This window comes from Paenibacillus sp. plas6, assembly GCF_057221655.1.
Map to the genome: position 1 here is coordinate 1650203 of NZ_CM170151.1, position 18272 is coordinate 1668474.

At 33.9% G+C, this 18272-nt stretch carries 14 protein-coding genes; 3 read left to right on the forward strand and 11 right to left on the reverse strand.

The window, feature by feature from the left end; translation table 11 throughout:
• Positions 1–89: 89 nt before the first annotated feature.
• From AC2TDL_RS07305 to sfnG, 3 genes are read right to left on the reverse strand one after another with little or no spacing between them, the layout of a single operon-like run.
• On the reverse strand, positions 90–1313 hold the full coding sequence (locus AC2TDL_RS07305; RefSeq protein ID WP_484699776.1) for an acyl-CoA dehydrogenase family protein: 1224 nt from the start codon (positions 1311–1313) through the stop codon (positions 90–92).
• A 51-nt stretch (positions 1314–1364) separates the two neighbouring features.
• Positions 1365–2579, reverse strand: a complete 1215-nt coding sequence (locus AC2TDL_RS07310; protein ID WP_484699779.1) for an acyl-CoA dehydrogenase family protein — start codon at positions 2577–2579, stop codon at positions 1365–1367.
• 27 nt (positions 2580–2606) lie between these two features.
• Complete coding sequence (gene sfnG / locus AC2TDL_RS07315; protein WP_484699781.1) at positions 2607–3683, reverse strand: dimethylsulfone monooxygenase SfnG; 1077 nt, start codon at positions 3681–3683, stop codon at positions 2607–2609.
• 496 nt (positions 3684–4179) lie between these two features.
• Between sfnG and AC2TDL_RS07320 the strand changes: the two genes are divergently transcribed.
• Positions 4180–4530, forward strand: a complete 351-nt coding sequence (locus AC2TDL_RS07320) for a hypothetical protein (RefSeq protein ID WP_484699783.1) — start codon at positions 4180–4182, stop codon at positions 4528–4530.
• Positions 4531–4578: 48 nt separating this feature from the next.
• On the opposite strand, the gene AC2TDL_RS07325 is transcribed toward AC2TDL_RS07320, so the two are convergent.
• The 4 genes from AC2TDL_RS07325 to AC2TDL_RS07340 form a co-directional block, all read right to left on the reverse strand.
• Positions 4579–4917, reverse strand: coding sequence for an ABC transporter permease (locus AC2TDL_RS07325; RefSeq protein WP_484701098.1), 339 nt, complete (start codon positions 4915–4917; stop codon positions 4579–4581).
• A gap of 460 nt (positions 4918–5377) precedes the next feature.
• Positions 5378–6271, reverse strand: a complete 894-nt coding sequence (locus AC2TDL_RS07330) for an NAD(P)-dependent oxidoreductase (RefSeq protein WP_484699785.1) — start codon at positions 6269–6271, stop codon at positions 5378–5380.
• Between the two features lie 136 nt (positions 6272–6407).
• Entirely contained in the window at positions 6408–6848 is a 441-nt protein-coding gene (locus AC2TDL_RS07335; protein WP_484699787.1) for an HNH endonuclease, read from the reverse strand.
• Positions 6849–7280: 432 nt separating this feature from the next.
• Complete coding sequence (locus AC2TDL_RS07340) at positions 7281–7529, reverse strand: DUF3800 domain-containing protein (RefSeq protein ID WP_484699789.1); 249 nt, start codon at positions 7527–7529, stop codon at positions 7281–7283.
• A gap of 509 nt (positions 7530–8038) precedes the next feature.
• Between AC2TDL_RS07340 and AC2TDL_RS07345 the strand changes: the two genes are divergently transcribed.
• A complete protein-coding gene (locus AC2TDL_RS07345) occupies positions 8039–8422 on the forward strand; it encodes a hypothetical protein (protein ID WP_484699791.1) in 384 nt (127 codons plus the stop codon).
• A gap of 895 nt (positions 8423–9317) precedes the next feature.
• A complete protein-coding gene (locus tag AC2TDL_RS07350; RefSeq protein ID WP_484699793.1) occupies positions 9318–9677 on the forward strand; it encodes a hypothetical protein in 360 nt (119 codons plus the stop codon).
• 418 nt (positions 9678–10095) lie between these two features.
• Here the strand turns inward: AC2TDL_RS07350 and AC2TDL_RS07355 are convergent, their stop codons facing one another.
• From AC2TDL_RS07355 to AC2TDL_RS07370, 4 genes are all read right to left on the reverse strand, one after another.
• On the reverse strand, positions 10096–11601 hold the full coding sequence (locus AC2TDL_RS07355; RefSeq protein ID WP_484699794.1) for a UvrD-helicase domain-containing protein: 1506 nt from the start codon (positions 11599–11601) through the stop codon (positions 10096–10098).
• Positions 11598–13274, reverse strand: coding sequence for an ATP-dependent nuclease (locus AC2TDL_RS07360; RefSeq protein WP_484699796.1), 1677 nt, complete (start codon positions 13272–13274; stop codon positions 11598–11600). The genes AC2TDL_RS07355 and AC2TDL_RS07360 overlap by 4 nt, the downstream gene beginning before the upstream one ends.
• Positions 13275–13530: 256 nt before the next feature.
• A complete protein-coding gene (locus tag AC2TDL_RS07365) occupies positions 13531–16536 on the reverse strand; it encodes an Eco57I restriction-modification methylase domain-containing protein (protein WP_484699798.1) in 3006 nt (1001 codons plus the stop codon).
• 1 nt (position 16537) lies between these two features.
• The gene (locus tag AC2TDL_RS07370; RefSeq protein ID WP_484699800.1) at positions 16538–18196 is read right to left on the reverse strand and encodes an N-6 DNA methylase; all 1659 of its coding nucleotides are present in this window, start codon (positions 18194–18196) and stop codon (positions 16538–16540) included.
• Positions 18197–18272 lie beyond the last annotated feature (76 nt).

Below are 18272 nucleotides of genomic sequence, written 5' to 3' on the forward strand. Positions count from 1 at the left end.
ATTTAATAATTATTTACGACCTATGAACGTTAATAACTACTGCTCAAGTTGAAGCAGTAGTTATTTTCTTTTATTCAATAAAGAAACGATTATTGCGATGTCTCCTGTTTTTCTTCTCCCCACATTTCTAATGGCAAGTCGAGGATAACTTTAGCCACTAGATCGCGACCGATATGATTTGAAGGAGCCATTGGGATACCTGCTCGTGCATCACGATATAATCTTTCAAATATCCCTTCAGCATAGCCATAACCGCCTGCAACCTCCATTGCAACGCGTGCTGCAAAATCTGCTAATTCAGTAGTTTGCACCTTAAATTCAATAATCTCTCTTGTTAGCAATCCCAATGATTCACCTTTTGCTAACAACTCATCATGTTTTCTCGCTAGATCGATTTGCCAAGCTTTTAAGGCAGTCACTTGAATTTGCACCTCTGCCAAGCGTGCCCGAAGTACTTGGAAGTCAGCTAACCGTTTATTAAATCCTTTATTTACTGTATTTTTCACATGGTTAATTGCCGCCTGCAACGCACCTTGAGCAACGCCTAGCCATGCTGAACCAAGACCTAATAAATAAACTGGATAAATACCATCGGAAATAATTTCAGTACCTAGTCCTTCTTTACCTAGCAAATCTCGCTTTGGAACTCTTACATTTTCATAGCGAATTGGACCGCTATGATTACCGCGAACACCTAGTGCTTTCCAAGGTTTCGCTGTAATCCCTTCACTTTTGCCATCGACTATGAAAAAGCTAAGATTTGTGACATCCTCAGAGTCCGGTGTTCTTGTTTGCAATAGGTAAAAATCCGCTTGACCGCCGCTTGTCGTAAACGACTTTTCAGCGTTAATAATAAAGTCCTCACCTTGACGCTCAGCCTGGCTTAAGCTAAACCAAACATGCCCACGCGTTGCCTTTTCACTAATTGAATAAGTGCCAATTAGCCCATCGCGAATTGGTTTTAGCCAACGCTCTTTTTGCTCATCATTGCCGTATAAATTAATTCCTTGGGCTGCACCAACATGCATTGTATATACAAGTGCCGTTGAAGCATCGACTTTTCCGATTTCTTCGGCTGCAATTGCAAAACCAACGTAGCCTAGATCTAATCCTCCCCACTTTTCACTTAGCGTTACGGAGTTCCAGCCTTCCTTAGCTAAAGCAACTAAGTTTTCGCGAGGAAATTTCCCTTCTCTATCAATCGTTTCTGCATTTGGTTGAATGATATTTTCAACAATTGGACGAATACGCTCACGAATTTCTTCAATATATTCTCTTGAATATATATTTTTAGTTTCCGTTTGAACACTCACTGGCATTACTCCTAACTATATAAATCTATTAAATAAATGCGTCGATTGATTTTAGAAATAAACTTGATCAATTGGTAATTCATTGCCGTTCACAACATAATCGCCAATTGTACGTGCTTTATACACCGTTGGGTTATGTGATGAGATCGTGCGAATGTTACGCCAATGACGATCAAGCTGTGCGCCTTTTCTTGTCGCTGAAGCACCGCCAACCTCAAACAATAACGTTGCTGCTTCTAAAGCTAACTTATCAACGACTACTTTCGCTTGAGCTGCTCGAAGTGATGCTTCGTGACTTGCTTTATAGTCAATAATGCCATCTTTAGCTGATTGCACTGCGCGATCTAATTCTTTCGCTGCTTCGAGAACAATGGTTTTTGCAGCGAAAGCTCGGCTTGAAAGCTCACCAACCACTTGCAATAATTGCGGATCTTCCGCTGGTTTTTCTGCCGCCGCAAAGCTAAAAGTGCGTTTTCTAGTTTTAATTAAGTGTGCAGCATCCTTTACTACACTTTGTAGTATGCCTGCAATAACAGCCTGTAAATATAACTGAAGATGTGCATTAAATGGCGTAGCATTATCGGCAATTTCGAAAACCTCTGACTTATTAACATACACGTTGTTTAGCTTAGTTGTACCGCTGCCTGTTAATGTCTGACCAAAGCCATCCCAGTCATCAATCACTTCAACGCCCTCACGATTCGTTGGCAGCAGTACACGAACTGTCTTGCCATTAACATCCGACGCCAAAATTTCTACCCATTCTGCATATAGCGTACCTGTGCTAAAGTATTTCGTTCCATTTAAGCGATACCCATCGCCATCAGCAGTAAGTCTCGTTTCAAATTGGAATAACCCTGCATTTGTACTATTTAACTCGGTAAAGCCATTTCCTATTAAATCGCCTTTAGCAACTAGACTTAGCCAATGTCGATTACGTGCATCCTCTTTATCTAGCAAAAGCTGCTCAACTGCATAATAGTGATAGCGTAAGCTATGAGCGACATCAGAATCTGCATCTGCTAATTGAATAAGTACATCAAACACTTCTTGATTTGATGCACCCGCTCCGCCTAATTCAACAGGCAAGCGCAAAGCACCTAAACGAGCTTTCTTAATTAATTCGAATGCATGATAAGGATGCGCTGCTGGATTTTCTTGACGTCTTTTTGCCGCATCTTCCGCAATTTGCTGCAACAGCTCATTTAATTGTTGGCTGCCAGGCTTAACAATTTCATTTAGTGTTTCATTTGCTTGTAGTACCATATCAACACCACTTTCTGTTATGTCATCTTACACATTTTGAAGCTGCAATTGTGCCTCTTTCTCTCTTACTAGAGGAATAACTTTTTCACCAAATGCTTTCAAATCTTCTTCATAATGCAAGAAGCCGGTTAACACGATGTTCACACCAATTTTCTTTAATTCGATAATGCGATCCGCTACTTGCTCTGCTGTACCGATCAAACCAGTTTTAAATCCATCGTTGTATTGGATTAAATCTTCGTAAGTAGAGTCAGCCCACATTCCTTTTCCTTCTTTCGAAGACTTGCCAGCTTGAGTTACAGACTCTTTAAATCCTAAAACTGCTTCTTCATTCGCTTGTTCTACAATATCTCGTAACACTTGCTTAGCTTCTTCCTCTGTATCACGTACAATAACAAAGCCGTTTACACCAAATTCAATCGGTCCTTTTCCATTTGCTTCACGAAGCGCCTTCACTTCATCAATTTGTGCCTTAATCGTTTCTAAAGAACCGCCATTCATAAAGTAAACATCCGACACACGACCTGCCATTTGCTTAGCTGCTGCCGAGTTACCTCCCTGGAAAATTTTTGGATGTTTAATTGGTTTTGGCTTTAATGGTGCTTGATTCACGCGATAGAAATCTCCGCGATACGTAAATTGCTCCTCTGTCCACATGCCACGCAATACTTCAATAAACTCCTCTGAACGACGATAGCGCTCATCATGCTCTAACCATGGCTCTCCATAGCCATTAAACTCTCCTTTAAACCAACCACTAACGATATTGATTGCAGCACGACCGTTACTAATGTGATCAATCGTAGCAATAATTTTAGCCATTACCGCTGGATGCCAAAGCCCTGGCAATACTGCCGTAATAATATTTAATTTTGAAGTAGATGCAGCCAGTGCTGATGCAAGCGTTGCCGCCTCTAATTGTTTTTCAGCTCCGTAGCTCGCGAAAAAGCGTGTTTGCAATAATACGTAATCAAAACCGCTGTTCTCGGCAATTTGTGCATAACGCTTATTGTCTTCAAATGACCAACCTGTTTTTTGCGGAATGTTTGATATAACTAATCCCCCACTAACGTTTGGTGCCCAGTAAGCAAATTGTAAAGACATGAAAATTCCTCCTTGAATATAAATTTAAGTATTTTTATAGGAATAGTTTGGATAAAACACAAAAAATTTTGTTACTCTATAGGTGGAACAAGCTTAAAAATAACAAAAAGAGGCTCTTTTTATCGCATCATAACTGTGCGATAAAAAGAGCCTCTAGTTTACTAGTCGGCGAGTTATTTCGTTCTGAGACTATAATAATCAATGACCCATTTAATGTCAACTATTTTTATCAGAATTATTTGTTTTATTTCCAATAAATAACTATCTTTTAGCGAATCAAGCTATACTGCTGTACGCTTAGCTATAGAATCCAATCTCCGCTCTAACTGTTCTTTTAGTTGATTCCATAATCTTCTAAAACCTCACGATAATACTATACCATAATTGATAGACTAAGGAAAATACTTAAATAAAGGTTAACACACCATAGTCTCATATTTTGATATAATAGATTCCATCTGTTAGAAAGCAATCTAAACACAAAGGAGAATACTTCATGCCTACTTCGTTTTTAGAAAAATGGAATCTTAATGGAATAATTTTAATTATTAGCGGTCTATTAATTGGTGCAGGAGTCGCTGATTGTATATTCGCAATTAATCATGTTGACTTAAATCAAATTGCTAGAGGATTAACAATCTTTAGTGCTGGTGTTACGATTTTAGTTATTATAGACTCTAACAAAACTCAAAAGAAAACAGAGCAGGCTCAACAGGAAACTTTGCAGCGTTTAGAGCAAATAGAGAAGTCACTTCTTGCAATTGAAAAGTCGCAACAACTGTCCCCTGCACAATACGATGAACTTATTAAAATTCTGCATCAATCAAATTCTACATCTGCAAAATAAATAACCCAGTCTCCTGTGACTGGGTTTTGAATTAGCATTATTTCTGCTCTATTTCACTTCTAAATTCCATTTAAATGTTTTAATACTAACAAGAATAAATAATAACCCTGATCCATTTATAATTAATAAATGTACATATAACGGAAATGTGATCGGAATATCGTTAAAAACTGATTTCTGAATAGCCTGGGTTAAATAGGAGAACGGATTAAATTGCGATATCGTTTTTATAAAGCCTTTCACACTAGGTAACATGCCGCCAAAGCCGCTAAACATATAAATGAAGACAATAATAAATCCGCCCCATGCGCCTACTGTTTCAGCACTATTAAAAAAAGTGCTTAGCATAATACCGAAAGTAAACACCATAAACATTCCTAATAATATAACCGATAAAAATGACTATCCGTACTAAGCTAGAGAGCATTCTTAGCAAGAGCATCGCTAAAATAAATTCTTTTTTTTCAACGGGGTTAATTCAAATAATGCCATTGTGCCATTTTTTTAATTTCCATAAGCGGCTGCATAATTGTAAAACCTGCAATTTGCAACAATATAAAGGTAAACAGTCCAGGAAACATATAATCAAAAGCAGGTATACCATTGATATCTCCAACTTGTGCGCCAATTAATGCAAATAAGCCAATTGTTACTGCTAATTATACTCGCTGTTTCTTACCGCCTGACAATTGATTAATTCTCTTGCTTATTATTTGCTCTAAACCTAATTGACTCATGCTTTATTTAATAAAAAACGCACAACAAAAAAAAGCCAGACCTTTTGCGGTCTAGCTTTTCAAGATAGAGGTGAACTTACAGATAAGTCTCCTTCTGTTACTTGTTTATCCTATTTTTGCGAAATTGAAACTTGATTAACCTGTTCGTAAAGCTTAGCAATCACTGCATAATCCTTCTCTAGAAGACTTTCATCAGAAGTAACTTGCTGGAACAAATCCTGTGTTAGTTTTCCCAACCATAAAGTAGAGTTCGTCATCCCCGCCTGCTCCATTGCTAAACCAACATCTTTTTGCATCAGTTTCATCATAAAGCCGGGTTCATAGTTATTTTCTAACATTGTTTTAGGAATCCAATCTTGTAACAAGCGATTGCTGCCTGTTGAAGCTAGCACGACTTCACGCAACAGCGCTGGATCTACGCCTGATTTAACTCCAAGCGATAATATTTCAGCATTAGCCGTCATAATAATAGAAGCTAATAAATTGTTACACAATTTAATAACCTGTCCGTTACCAACTTCTCCTGTATAAAATATTTGCTCCCCCATTGCTTGCAGCACAGGATAATATTGCTCATAAATCTCCTGTTCACCGCTAGCCATAATCGTTAGCGTTCCAGCTATTGCCCGAGCAGTCCCCCCGCTTACTGGTGCATCAAGGGTATGAATTCCTTTTTCCTTTAAGCGTGCAGCAACTTGCTTAATTCCTATCGGGGATACTGTGCTCATATTTAGAAATAAGCTGCCTGTTTGCATTGCGTCTGCTATTTTGTCTTCAAACAGTCGCTGCTCAATTTGCGGTAAATTAGGCATCATACTAAATACAATATCCATCTCTGAAGCAGTTTTTGCTAAATCAGTTACTTCCACTGCTCCAAGTGCTACTAAGCGCGCGATAGGTTCTGGATTACGATTTTTCACTACAAAAATTTGATGGCCAGCTTTTATTAGATGTCCAGCCATTGGCTCTCCCATTAAGCCAGCCCCAAGCACTAATATGTTCACATCCAGCACTCCTTTAAAAAATCATCATTTTCATGTGAAGCGTGATTAAGCTAATTACTACACTTAGTTTAGTATATCGTAAATATTAGTGTAAGGCAGTCCATGAGCTTCTGCAACAGCTGAATAGGTCATTAAATCAAAGACGATGCATGCACTTCGCTCTAAAAATTCTCCAGCAAAGCTTAATTGGATTTGGAACTGCATTCATATTTTCTTTAAAGTATGAAAATGCAGGACGATTACCACGTTTTGTATTACATTCACTGCATGAAGCAAGTAGATTTTTCGGCTTATCTGAACCACCTTTACTGGAGGGGATAATATGATCAACTGTCGTAGCAGGTTGACCGCACCATAAACAAGTATAGCGATCTCGTTTCAAAGCAGCTTTTCGGTATTTACGAAATAAAAATGGATTGTAAAGCAATTGAATGGTCTGTTCATTCAACCAAACAGCACGATTCCGTTCAACTTCTCGCCAAGCACGATGAGGCAAACATGGCGTTAGTTCCTTCCCATCCAAATTCAGTACGGTGATTACTCGCTCCTCCCCATCATCAAAATGACTTTGGCTCATCTACCTCACTCCATTAATACCACATACTTTAATACCACATACTTTGTGCCTTAAACTTAGTATATAAAAAAACACCATCCTCATACGGATAGTGAAAGGATAATACGAGCAAAAAGTTGATACTATTAATATTGTGCTTCGTTAATCTTTATAAAAAATGCGATTAATCCACTTTTCTTAAGCCGATTAATCGCTTTTGTATGTACTGAAGCACTTCTTCTTGTGCAATTTTCTATAGTTCACGATATTTATCCAAGAATTTGATCTGTTCTTTATTTACACCAAATTTAAGCTATTGATAAAATATCCTTGTTCAAAGCACATCTGCAAAAAAATAAGACCAGCACGAGGCAGCTCCTGGACAGAACCACAACACCAGTCTTAACTTTAAGTATACATAAACGAGTTAAAATGTCACTCTTTTCAACTTCTCTATGGAATAATTAATAGTCTTTGAGGAATTTTATAAATTCCATGTAGCTGCTGATTATCATGGGGAGAAGGTAGTAAGCAAGTTCGTCTCTGAATTTTTAAAAACAATTCATTTATCCATGCTGAAAATGGATCTACTATTTCTTTTTCAAAGCTAAGCTCGTAATACTTTCTTATGATACCTGCACATAAATCAGCAAGTTGTATCCCCTCTTCTACCTTAGAACTAACAAAAAAAAGCAGATTCAATAATTGATGTACATTTGTTTCCTTCTTCTGAGCGAAATAAATAGTTCTTCATTTTATCAGATATTAATTTATCATTTTCTTCTTCTTGTGAATCGAAAGTAACAATACATTTTTTTGTTAATATCCGTTAATTCACTGAAGTAAAAATCTATAGTGATTGGGGAAAGTTTTTTCTTTCTACTTGTAAGGGAATAGTCACTTGCTCCATTACTATTGCAAAAACTTTCAAATATGTAGTGTTAACTAATATCTCATCTACTACTCTTTCAGTAAAAATTCTATTATTAAAGTTCTTAGTGATCGATTTAGGCTTAAGTACATTGACAGCTTTCAGTTCGACATCATCATGACCATATATATCTAATTTTATATTATACATTCTTTTATACATTCTTTGCATAATGCTTCGTACTTCTTCCTTCGGATTACATACTGCTGCAAGTACTAAAACTTGTTATGCCCCATCAATATCCGAAAATCAATTGAATCAATTAGTGTTCAAACACATCATGATAGTTGGGCATACTGTACAAGAGCGTCAACAAAAACGAAAAGAGCAAATTGATTTGCAACGTGAGATAGAAATTTCAAATAGACGGAGAAAAAATTGGATGATTGCATTAGGAGATGGTAATTTATCATCTTCAGACTATGCCCAACTCATTGAAGAAGAAGAAATGCGGATTAATGACATTATTGCTAAAGCTAATGAAGAAGATTTGTACCAACAAGTTATTCCAGATGAAGAACTCATTCAAATGTTAGTTAACCTTAAAGAGAACTGGGATTATCTAAATGAGGACACACAAAAAGAACTCATACAATCTATGTTTAGAAAAATCGTCATAAAAAGAAAAAACGGTTGGAAGGTTGAATCCATCCTAACCGTTTGACGAAGTATAATCTTCGCCTCTCACAAAAATGCAGAAAATCATTTGTTCTGATACAGATTTTCTGTATTTTGGTGGAGGCGAGGGGATTTGAACTCTCGTCTCCATTATTTTAGGTTGTTGTATCTTGTTTCATGTAGTGTCATTTCCCTTTGTACATCAAGGCTCTAGGGATTTTATCTACATAATAAGATGTCTTATTGTGTTAGGTTATTTTATGTTGTGTTAGTTGTTTCGACGACTGTTGGGCGACTAAAATTGCAATGTTTGTTGAAGCTGTTAGGGTGAAATTACCTCTATATATGTCTGGCCTTTTCCATAGTCCTAGATAAAATATAGCATCTGTTATCTCACCATTTTCACGTTTAAGAAATGATTCATCTTCTTCTACACACTAGGATACAACCATTCAATTGCAAGGAATGCTTTTGCATTGTATAAAGCACGTATTTTTCTTATTTGAGAATATTTTATCGTATCAATTATCCTCTTTGTCTACTCCATGTATATGTATAAAGTCTATCCATCTATCCAAACCTTAATACTGGACATAATTATTATATCAAAAATGATGTAAGAAATGCTTAGTTTGATAATAAATCACTAAAATTAAATTAAAATGAATTGATGGCTTTCCCCATTTTATTCGCTTCCATATTTACAATCCAAATTAAACAGTTTAACCTTCAAACGATATTAAAATCAATTATCTCTTATTAATTGATCACTCACATACGATAACCGTAGGACTTATTATACAATACACTTATATTATGCCGTCCATGGAACAATGGCTATTTCAATAAATTCTTCATCAACTATTGCATGTAGGTACCATGAATGATAAAATCATTTGTAGAGAAGGTATCTTACATGTATGTGATTAGGAGGGTTTCTTGTGCCAGTAGTAAAACTTACACTTAGCGAACAGCAGTTTGAGAAATTAAAAAATATGGCAACAGGCAATCAAATGAATATCCAGGACTTTATCAGACATAAGATCTTTGAAACCGAAACCATCTTCACCCCACAGGAAGCTATAAAAAGAATTCAGAAAGGAAATTTTGTAGTTGGTGATGAGTTTGAGCTACCTGAAGTCTATGGTGATGAATGGACTATAGAGAGAGGTCCTGCAGGTGTGTTTGGAAAAAATTTTTATAAATTTATCGTAGCCAATCCTGATCTTGGAATTCAATTCAAAGATATGGGAAAATATGGTCGTAGAGCTGTTTATAAAATTGTAAAAAGTAACGATTAGTCAATCAATCATACGGTAGAGATTATTGCCAAGCTAGTCATTGCATATGGAGGTGTGAACAATCCCCTGTACTTTAGAAAACAAATTGTTCACACTTCATTTGTACATTTTTAACTAGCATTTACAGAATTCGTGCTACTCTTACTGGACTTGAAGGTTCCCATTGAAAATAAACACCCCTGAGTATACCTTTGCATTCAACTGTGATCACTAATTTCGAGTTCCAATTTTCTTTCTAATTCATCAATATCTAAAGTTCCTTTTATTTTCGTTAGTCATTGCTACACCTCTCATGTAGTTTACTCATATTATTTTATTTAACCTGAAAACCAATCAGCTTTACTACTAGGCATCATCGAAGGTTTGAACAATCACTTCTAAAAAACTAATAAACAGAATGTTTGTTTCATTAAAAACTTCAATGAATTTCTACTATTTCTTCTATAGTTAAATTACTAATCTCAAAGATTTCAGATAAATTTCTTTCAAATAAATTAGCATTTCTATTATCAAACTTAACTATAATTAACTTTGACTTAGCCCTTGTTACTGCAACATAATGATTGTAGATACTCTCCATGTTATGTAAATTATAGTCTTCCGCAAATATTATTACTTGATCAAACTCTAATCCTTTTGATGAATGAAAAGTAATTGAAATATGGTTATATTTTTCTGGTTCAAAAGCAACATGAAATGATGTATCACTAATAGTCTGTATAAGTTTTTCTAGATGGACATCATGATTTATTGAGTAGTTTAAATATTCTGCAAGAGTATAAACAGAACGTTTAAAAGATTCATAATCACCTATATTTCTTTTTATCTCATTTAGATACTTATTGACAGTAGATATTTTTCTATTATTATCTTCACCTTCAACGGGAATCTCGGAAATTAGATCATATACAGAATACCGTTCAAAAATAACAAATTTTGCTATAGCAGTGTAGAGCCAAGCAACTTCAGTTGTAATATCTGCAATGGGCAGCTTTGGAATATATACGCAATCAATTCCATTTTGAGAGAGTAATTCTGCACCTCTGTGGGCATTACCATTACTAAACCTTAACAAAGCAATTTTTTTTGAATGATCAAGATACGGTAATATATCAGCTGACCACGTTTCTTCACTACTATTTATCCAAATAATATTTTTTCGTTCTGAATTTGGTGAGTACCTACCTCTTGTTTCTTCAAATAACAAATTAGAATAATTCTGAATTTGTTGACAAGAACGAAAATTATCTCCCATGAAAATTTTCTCAAAATTATTCATTTCCCATATACTTTTAAATGCATCCGGATATGCTCCTCTCCAAATATAAATTGATTGTTTTTCGTCTCCTACTATAAAAGTTTCAATTCGTAGATTATTACAAATAAACATAAAAAAATTATGCATATCTTTATCGCAGTCTTGATATTCATCTATATATATTTTGAAATATTTTGACTTAATAAATAATTGACATGCTTTAGAGTTACTAATGACATTTAGTGCAAGCTCAAATATAAAATTTTTTGTGGTGTCTCTATAAGAACATAAGATAAGATTATTTCTTAATTTTTCTAACCCTTCAGAAAAATTTGCAACTTTGACTGAATAATCTGTACTCATATCAATATCAAATTCCATTCCATAAACGTCTTTCATAAATGGTTTAATTATTTCCTCTATTGCAAAACTGTTATTGGTTCCAAAAAAATGCCTTGAAACGTCTATAGAGATCCTATCCTTAATTTCTTGTGCTGCCTTTATAGTAAATGTAATTGCTGCAATTACCCTATGACTTTTATTTTCTTCAATTTCTTTTATTATTTTGGAAACCATAGTATGAGTTTTTCCTGTCCCAGCACTTGCTCTAACTATTAAATTTCCTTTTTTAAACACAATTGACTTCTGTATAGGCGATAATTTCATCTAATCACTTCCTTTAGGCAGGCAAAATTATAATGCCGATAAATCTTTTCACAATCACTTTTTGATAATTTTCCAATCAATTTTACCATGTTATTGTGTTTAGCCTTTTGCAAAAAACCAACTGCATCATTAACTCCTAAATATTTAACTAATTTGTTATGCATTATTTCATCAAGATCATTCTCCAAGTCACATTTCGAAAGAAATATTTTATAATTTTTACGAATCTTATTTAGTTTACTAATATTAGTCCTATAAAGTGATCTCTTTGCCTGAACAGAATTATCATTTATCCTATTTGTAGGTAATATTTCCTCACCAATATATCTGTTACACCGCGAAAATCCGATAACACTATATTGTCCATTTCTAGATGATTTTAGATCATTATCAGTTTTAATAATACAAGTAATCATCAACTGTTTTAAAACATTAAGGTATTTCTCAAATCCAATTCCACTAACTGATAATATATATGCGCCTTCTGCTTCATAATATGGATTAATTACTGAAAGCACTTTTTCAAAAAGCATTACCTCAGATGGACCTTCAACAAGAAGAACTCTATCTGCAAAAATTGCCTCAGATATATTTTTATTAAGTAACTTTTTATTCTGTTGAAATTCATTTGGAACTCTATAAAAAACACTTGCACTATTTATTTTTGTGTCATTATATATACGAACTAAATTTACAGAATCCATCTCATACAAAACAAATGGTGAATGGGTAGTAACAAATAAATATTTATATTTTGCATTATCAAACAGTATATTTGATAACGAAATCTGCATAGATTTATGCAAATGATTCTCTGGTTCTTCAACTAAAAAGATATTTATTTTTTGTTCTCCTGTTTCATCAGACAATAAATCAAATAATGCATAGGAAAGAAGTTTCTTACGTCCTTCTCCAGAAGTAGGATATAAGTTTGAGTCGTCCTCTTGCTTAATATATGGAACTATATTAGAATAAAGCCCCTTAATGGCAATTTCAGACTTAACTGAAACTGAAACTTTATCGTTTCTAAATTTTCGATATTCAGGTGTTACCTTTTTTTCAAACTGCTTTATTCCAGATAAAGATGAAATTTGATTGTTAAGGCTATTAACTGTTTCAGATATATTGTTAAGTATTTTTTTATCATTAGGGTTCTTATTTTTTAATAGCGAATTTACATTCTTCTTAAATAGTGTATGTAGATCTACGTAAGAATCTATATAAATTAGATTAAATACATAATCTATTTCATATAAATACCCTCTCTGTTTCATTTCTTGGAGGTTGTTGATGTCTCCACCCCAGTATAACACTGGAATTCCAACCAACTCATTTTGATCGTAAACAGCTTTAAGTTTAATGAATACTTTATCATGTGAACTAAGAATCGCTCCTTTTAATTGTGCTCTTAACTTTTGATTATCCACACAATTACTATCACTAATATCTAATGTGATGGTTATTTCAATAGGAGTACTAGTTCTCTTGCTATGATAATCTGAATCTAAGAAATTGTTCTTACGAACATCCTTATCAAATAAAAAACGAAAAGCATATAAAAAATTTGTTTTACCAACATCATTTAGCCCAAAAAAAACATTTTTATTTGAGATATCTATTTTTATATGATCAAAATTTCTAAAATTTAATATTTCTATTGATTCAAAATTCATAAATTACACCTACTATCCTATTTAATTATGTGATAAAGTTCACTATGGCCAATTCCAACACAATACCAGTAAGCAAGCTAATCTAATTAATTAAAAAATCAATGGAATATTTCATATGTTTCGACATTAATTTACTAAATCCTCTATTTTATCTCTTTATCAGCCGTAATCTACCCCATTAATTGCAAACATACAAAAAACTAGTTCGATAATACGAACTAGTTAGAAAATTATATTTTAATATGAGTTTAATATTTTAGGTTCCAGGTAGAACCAAATTTTGATCATACCCTTGTAAATCCCATAATTTATCGAATTGTATCTTTACTTCAACTTGTAATGCTCTAATGTTCCGATTTATTACATCACGATTTCTTCCCACTGCTACTACTAGTTTCTGTTTTTCAATAAAAAGTTGATTAACCAATCTAATTATTTCATTATGAATACACTGATGATCTATTCTAGAAAAATCTAGTTTAGGAACAGGTAAATCGGATACAACTGCTGAACCTCTACTATAATATCCTCCCCTAAAAGGACTACCTCTTTTTCTCATAAAGAATTCAACAACATGTTGATTTAATAAAGCCAGTATAAACTCTAGTGAGTAACCATTACGTGGATTACTTATTGATACTTCACCTGCTGTACCACCAGACGCAAATCCTACACCATCGTTATCAAAACCATATTTATCCCCTAATTGATTAACTGAATAAATTATCTTTGGCTTAGAAAATGCACTATATAATGCTTGGTGCCTTCCATATCTATAAAATTCATCCATTGCTGGCACAGGAGACACAGATCTTTTCATCAAGCGGTTCCTATAATAATTTAAATATTCCCAAGTCAAAGGAAAATCTTTATGTAATCTATGTGGAGGAATTAATATCGCTTCATTATTCTCCCCATACTCGTAAGGAAATATTATTAAAGCATCTGGTTGTATTATTTTGTAAGATTTTATCATAGTTGAATCCATTAAATAAGGACGAGTTATTGCACTTTCTATTCTCCAATTGATCCCTTGTTTTTCAAAAGTTATATACCCATCAATTTTACTCCATCGATCTATAGCGAATACATCTTCCGCACTTGTCTGTATACCATTAGAAATGTCAGCTATTTCTTTTAATTTTATAGAGTTTTTAGACAGTGCAGATAAAATGTTAGCTTCTATAGAATCTGCAGGCAAGATCCAAGAACTCTCACCAGCACTAGTTAATAATCCATATGGTAGCTCCATTCCTTTTTTGGAGGGATTGCTTAACCAGTGATTATAACTATGTACATCATTTAACCAAAATTTTTCCTTTATTGAGTTCTCTTTACTTAAGATTAATAAACATACATAAGTTGATTTATCATCAAATAAAAGTTCATTTCCAAAGTTTACAATCTCCGTAACAAGTTTTTGCTCTGCAAGCAACTTTCTAAGTTTTGCTCCTGATTCAATAGTCATCCACTTGTTAGGAAGCACCATTCCTATAAATCCACTAGGACCTAGTTTTTGAATTGCCTTCTCAAGAAAAACAAAGTATTTGTCAAATTGTCGAAAAGTAGTGCAGTATTCTTTTTTATAGTATTCATACTCTTCTTTTGTTTTAACCTTCATTTCTTCTGTTTTTACATATGGAGGATTTCCAACTATACAATCAAAAGTATTTGGTAATCCCACACTTGTCCAGTCCATTGGATTAGTCATTTGTATTACAGCTTCACTATTCGATTTAAAGTTCGTTCCTACTACCGAATTTCCCCAGATAATATTTTTATCTAGATTAGGAAGGATACCTTTTCCTTTAGGGATGGTATGTTCATTCTCATCCTCTAATAATTTAACTAATAGACTAAATCGAGCTATCTCAACAGCATTATAATCAATATCAATTCCGTATAAGCAATTAACTAAAATATTTTTCTTCGCTTCAAAAGATAATCTATAATCATTAGTAGCTTTTTGATACAGCATAGAATAATTATTTTCTTTAATAAAATATGTTATGGCAGCATCTATCAACTCTTCTAAACAACGTAAAAGAAAACGCCCTGACCCAACTGCAATATCAACAACTTTCAATGACAATAGGTCATCATATTTCATATTCATATTTGCTTCTAAATCAGACAAACGACCTAACAGTGCTCTTTTTACAATTTCATCCACAATAGGTTGTGATGTAGTTACAATTTCACGATCCTCATATGCAGGTTTCTTCTCTAACCTTACTTGCCTATCGCCTCCTATAACAAGTCTTTGAACAAGAAAATGCTCATATACTTGTCCAAGAAAATCTGCGTCTAAAACACTAAAAGTATATGGTGCCTGTGGAAAGTATAACTCCTCAACGATGTCTAAAAACAGTTGGGAATCTAACATCAAATAATCAGGCGTTGGATCCAAAGAGACATCAAATAAGCCTGTATTATATTTTTCATCCATCTCATGGAAAAATTGTTGCAACACTACATGACTTTTTGTAGTCGCTACATTCCTTAGCCTCTCTTCCCCCTCAATTCCTCTATCCTCACACATACGAATAAAAATCAATCTATTAATCAATTTTTGAGTCATATCATTTAGTTCTTCAAGAGTAAGATTCTCATGTCTGGTATAAAGATCTGATGCTATTCTTACTCTCCAAAAGTTAAATTTTTCCAGAAATAAAGTTCCAATTGGAAGATGTCCACTTCGCACATTTCTATACTTACTTTCTATGCTTCCTTTAGCAACTTCTTCTCTTCCAAAAATACTTACTAATTCTCCGAACCGTTCTGGAAGTTCGTCAAATTCAATTTCTAATAGCAAACCTACATCAGCATTATCACCTTGTTTTGGAGCTATCTGAGTGTCATAAACTCTTAAAGTTCTAAAGTTAGTTAGAATTGATACGGATAATCCTGCTGTCCATCCATAACTTCTTACTTGAAACGCACTGTCCTTATTTACTTTTATGTCTACAGAAGGTTTTTTCGCCTCAACAAAAAATTTACGAACAGCTCCAATTCGAAAAGTATAGTCAGGGCGTTTCGAGGAGGTCTCTGTGAGCTGTGATTCCTCTCTTATTACATCCTTCACACTATTTGGTAGACCTCTACTATTAGACATATCCCACCCAAGACAAGCAAATAAAGGATCTATATATTCAATTCTTGCCTCTGTCTCTGTATAATTTGAACTTGATGCACAGATCCTTGCTTGTTCAACTTTAAAGTGTGCAACCAATCGATTTATCTCTGCGATCGGATTTGTCACATTAATCCTCCTTTTCATCTAGATTCACAATACGTTGTCGTCTATTTCTCATTCTTCGCCAAGCTTGATGAAGAATATTACACTCTTGTTCATTAAGTCCAACTGCTCTTAAAATAACTCTATCCTGTGAAGACAATATATCATTTGAGTTTATCATCCCTGATGTTATTTTTTTATCGAGAACTTTTAAATCAACATGAATATTCTCAGGTATTGGAATAAAAACTTTTTCAATTTCTGATGGAACTAGCTCGAGCACTCCGCCACCATAATATCTCCCTTCTAGTTCAGCAGCTAGTGCAGTCAAACTATTAATAAAACAGTAAACAAGTTGCTCATTGGTGACTGTTTTATTAATGCTTTTAATTCTATATGCGGTATCTGTTGTAAAAGCTTCTAAAGTGTTCAAAATTAAGCGTGGAAAATTATGTGCTCTTTTTAACATTCCTATTGGGGTCGAGTATACAGATGGTACAGAATACCATGGTTTACGTATTCGACATTTATAACGTTTATGAAAATTCTGATCCTCGCCTAGTTGTACATAATTTTGAGCATCTTTAGTAAGTAAATCAAATGGAGTACTTCCTAAATCTATAAAATTGGTTGGTAAATTTTTTTCTTTATTTTTTAAATGAACATTTTTATCATAAATAATTCCAGGACAATGTTCACTTCTACCAAACATAGGTTTAACGTGATTTTCTAACCGATATTCATTGACTATTGAATCGTTAACAAGAAAAAATTTATTTGCACCAGTAACAATTCCAACATCTACAGTTGCAATATCATTAAATTTGTACACCCGTGGTAATTTTATTGCTTTATTATAAACTTCTAACTCCTCAGGTCTTAACAATACTTTCATCCATTTACCACTCAGTGCTTCTCCTGTTATATATGTCGCATTACAAAAAAAAGATTCAGGATCTTCTCTTAAAAAATTATTATTCTCTGCTTCTATAACTGCTACACCATCACTAGTGCTTTGTAATTTTTCTTTTTTTTCTATCATCAATAAAACAGTGCCTTGTAATGCCTCTTTAAACAATAACTCTGTTGGATCGATGATAAGAATTCTTTGTGCACTTTGAATTAGGAACCTTCTTAAAGAATCTGCATGAAGCACATGTAATATTTCAGATGGGATCACCATGGCCAGACGGCCACCCGGAGCTAATAATCCTATACTCGCGATTACAAATGGCACCCAAGCATTTGTATGTTTTGTAAATTTAAGGTTATATCGTTTAAATATCTTTTCTGCAAGTAACTGATCATTCTGAACAAGATATTGATAACGGATATACGGTGGATTTCCTACTATTGCGTCATAACTTCTATTAGCATCCAATTCAATACTTGACCACTCCAAAAAGTCTGCTGTAATTATTGAAGAGTAACTATCTATATTACCATGGAGACAATGTCTAGCTTTTATTGCCTCCTCTTCTAAAAGCTCAACGCCAGTTATCAATTGATTATTATTTGCTTGGGCAGATAAAGCCCTTATAAAAGAACCATCTCCACAACTAGGTTCAAGGACAGTTAATGGTTTTTTTTTCAAAACCCATTTTGTCAAAAATTCTGCTACGGGTTCTGGAGTATAATACCCCCCACGTAGTTTAGTCGATGATTCCATTTCTTTGAAGTTCACGTAATCCAGCACTCCATTCAAAACATATATGATATACGTATAATAATCTAGCACTTTACTAATTAACCAAATACAT

Coding starts and splice junctions, on each gene's coding strand:
- AC2TDL_RS07310 (WP_484699779.1), bottom strand. CDS start 2,579: ATGGTACTACAAGCAAATGAAACACTAAATGAAATTGTTAAGCCTGGC.
- sfnG (WP_484699781.1), bottom strand. CDS start 3,683: ATGTCTTTACAATTTGCTTACTGGGCACCAAACGTTAGTGGGGGATTA.
- AC2TDL_RS07320 (WP_484699783.1), top strand. CDS start 4,180: ATGCCTACTTCGTTTTTAGAAAAATGGAATCTTAATGGAATAATTTTA.
- AC2TDL_RS07335 (WP_484699787.1), bottom strand. CDS start 6,848: ATGAGCCAAAGTCATTTTGATGATGGGGAGGAGCGAGTAATCACCGTA.
- AC2TDL_RS07345 (WP_484699791.1), top strand. CDS start 8,039: ATGATAGTTGGGCATACTGTACAAGAGCGTCAACAAAAACGAAAAGAG.
- AC2TDL_RS07355 (WP_484699794.1), bottom strand. CDS start 11,601: ATGAAATTATCGCCTATACAGAAGTCAATTGTGTTTAAAAAAGGAAAT.
- AC2TDL_RS07360 (WP_484699796.1), bottom strand. CDS start 13,274: ATGAATTTTGAATCAATAGAAATATTAAATTTTAGAAATTTTGATCAT.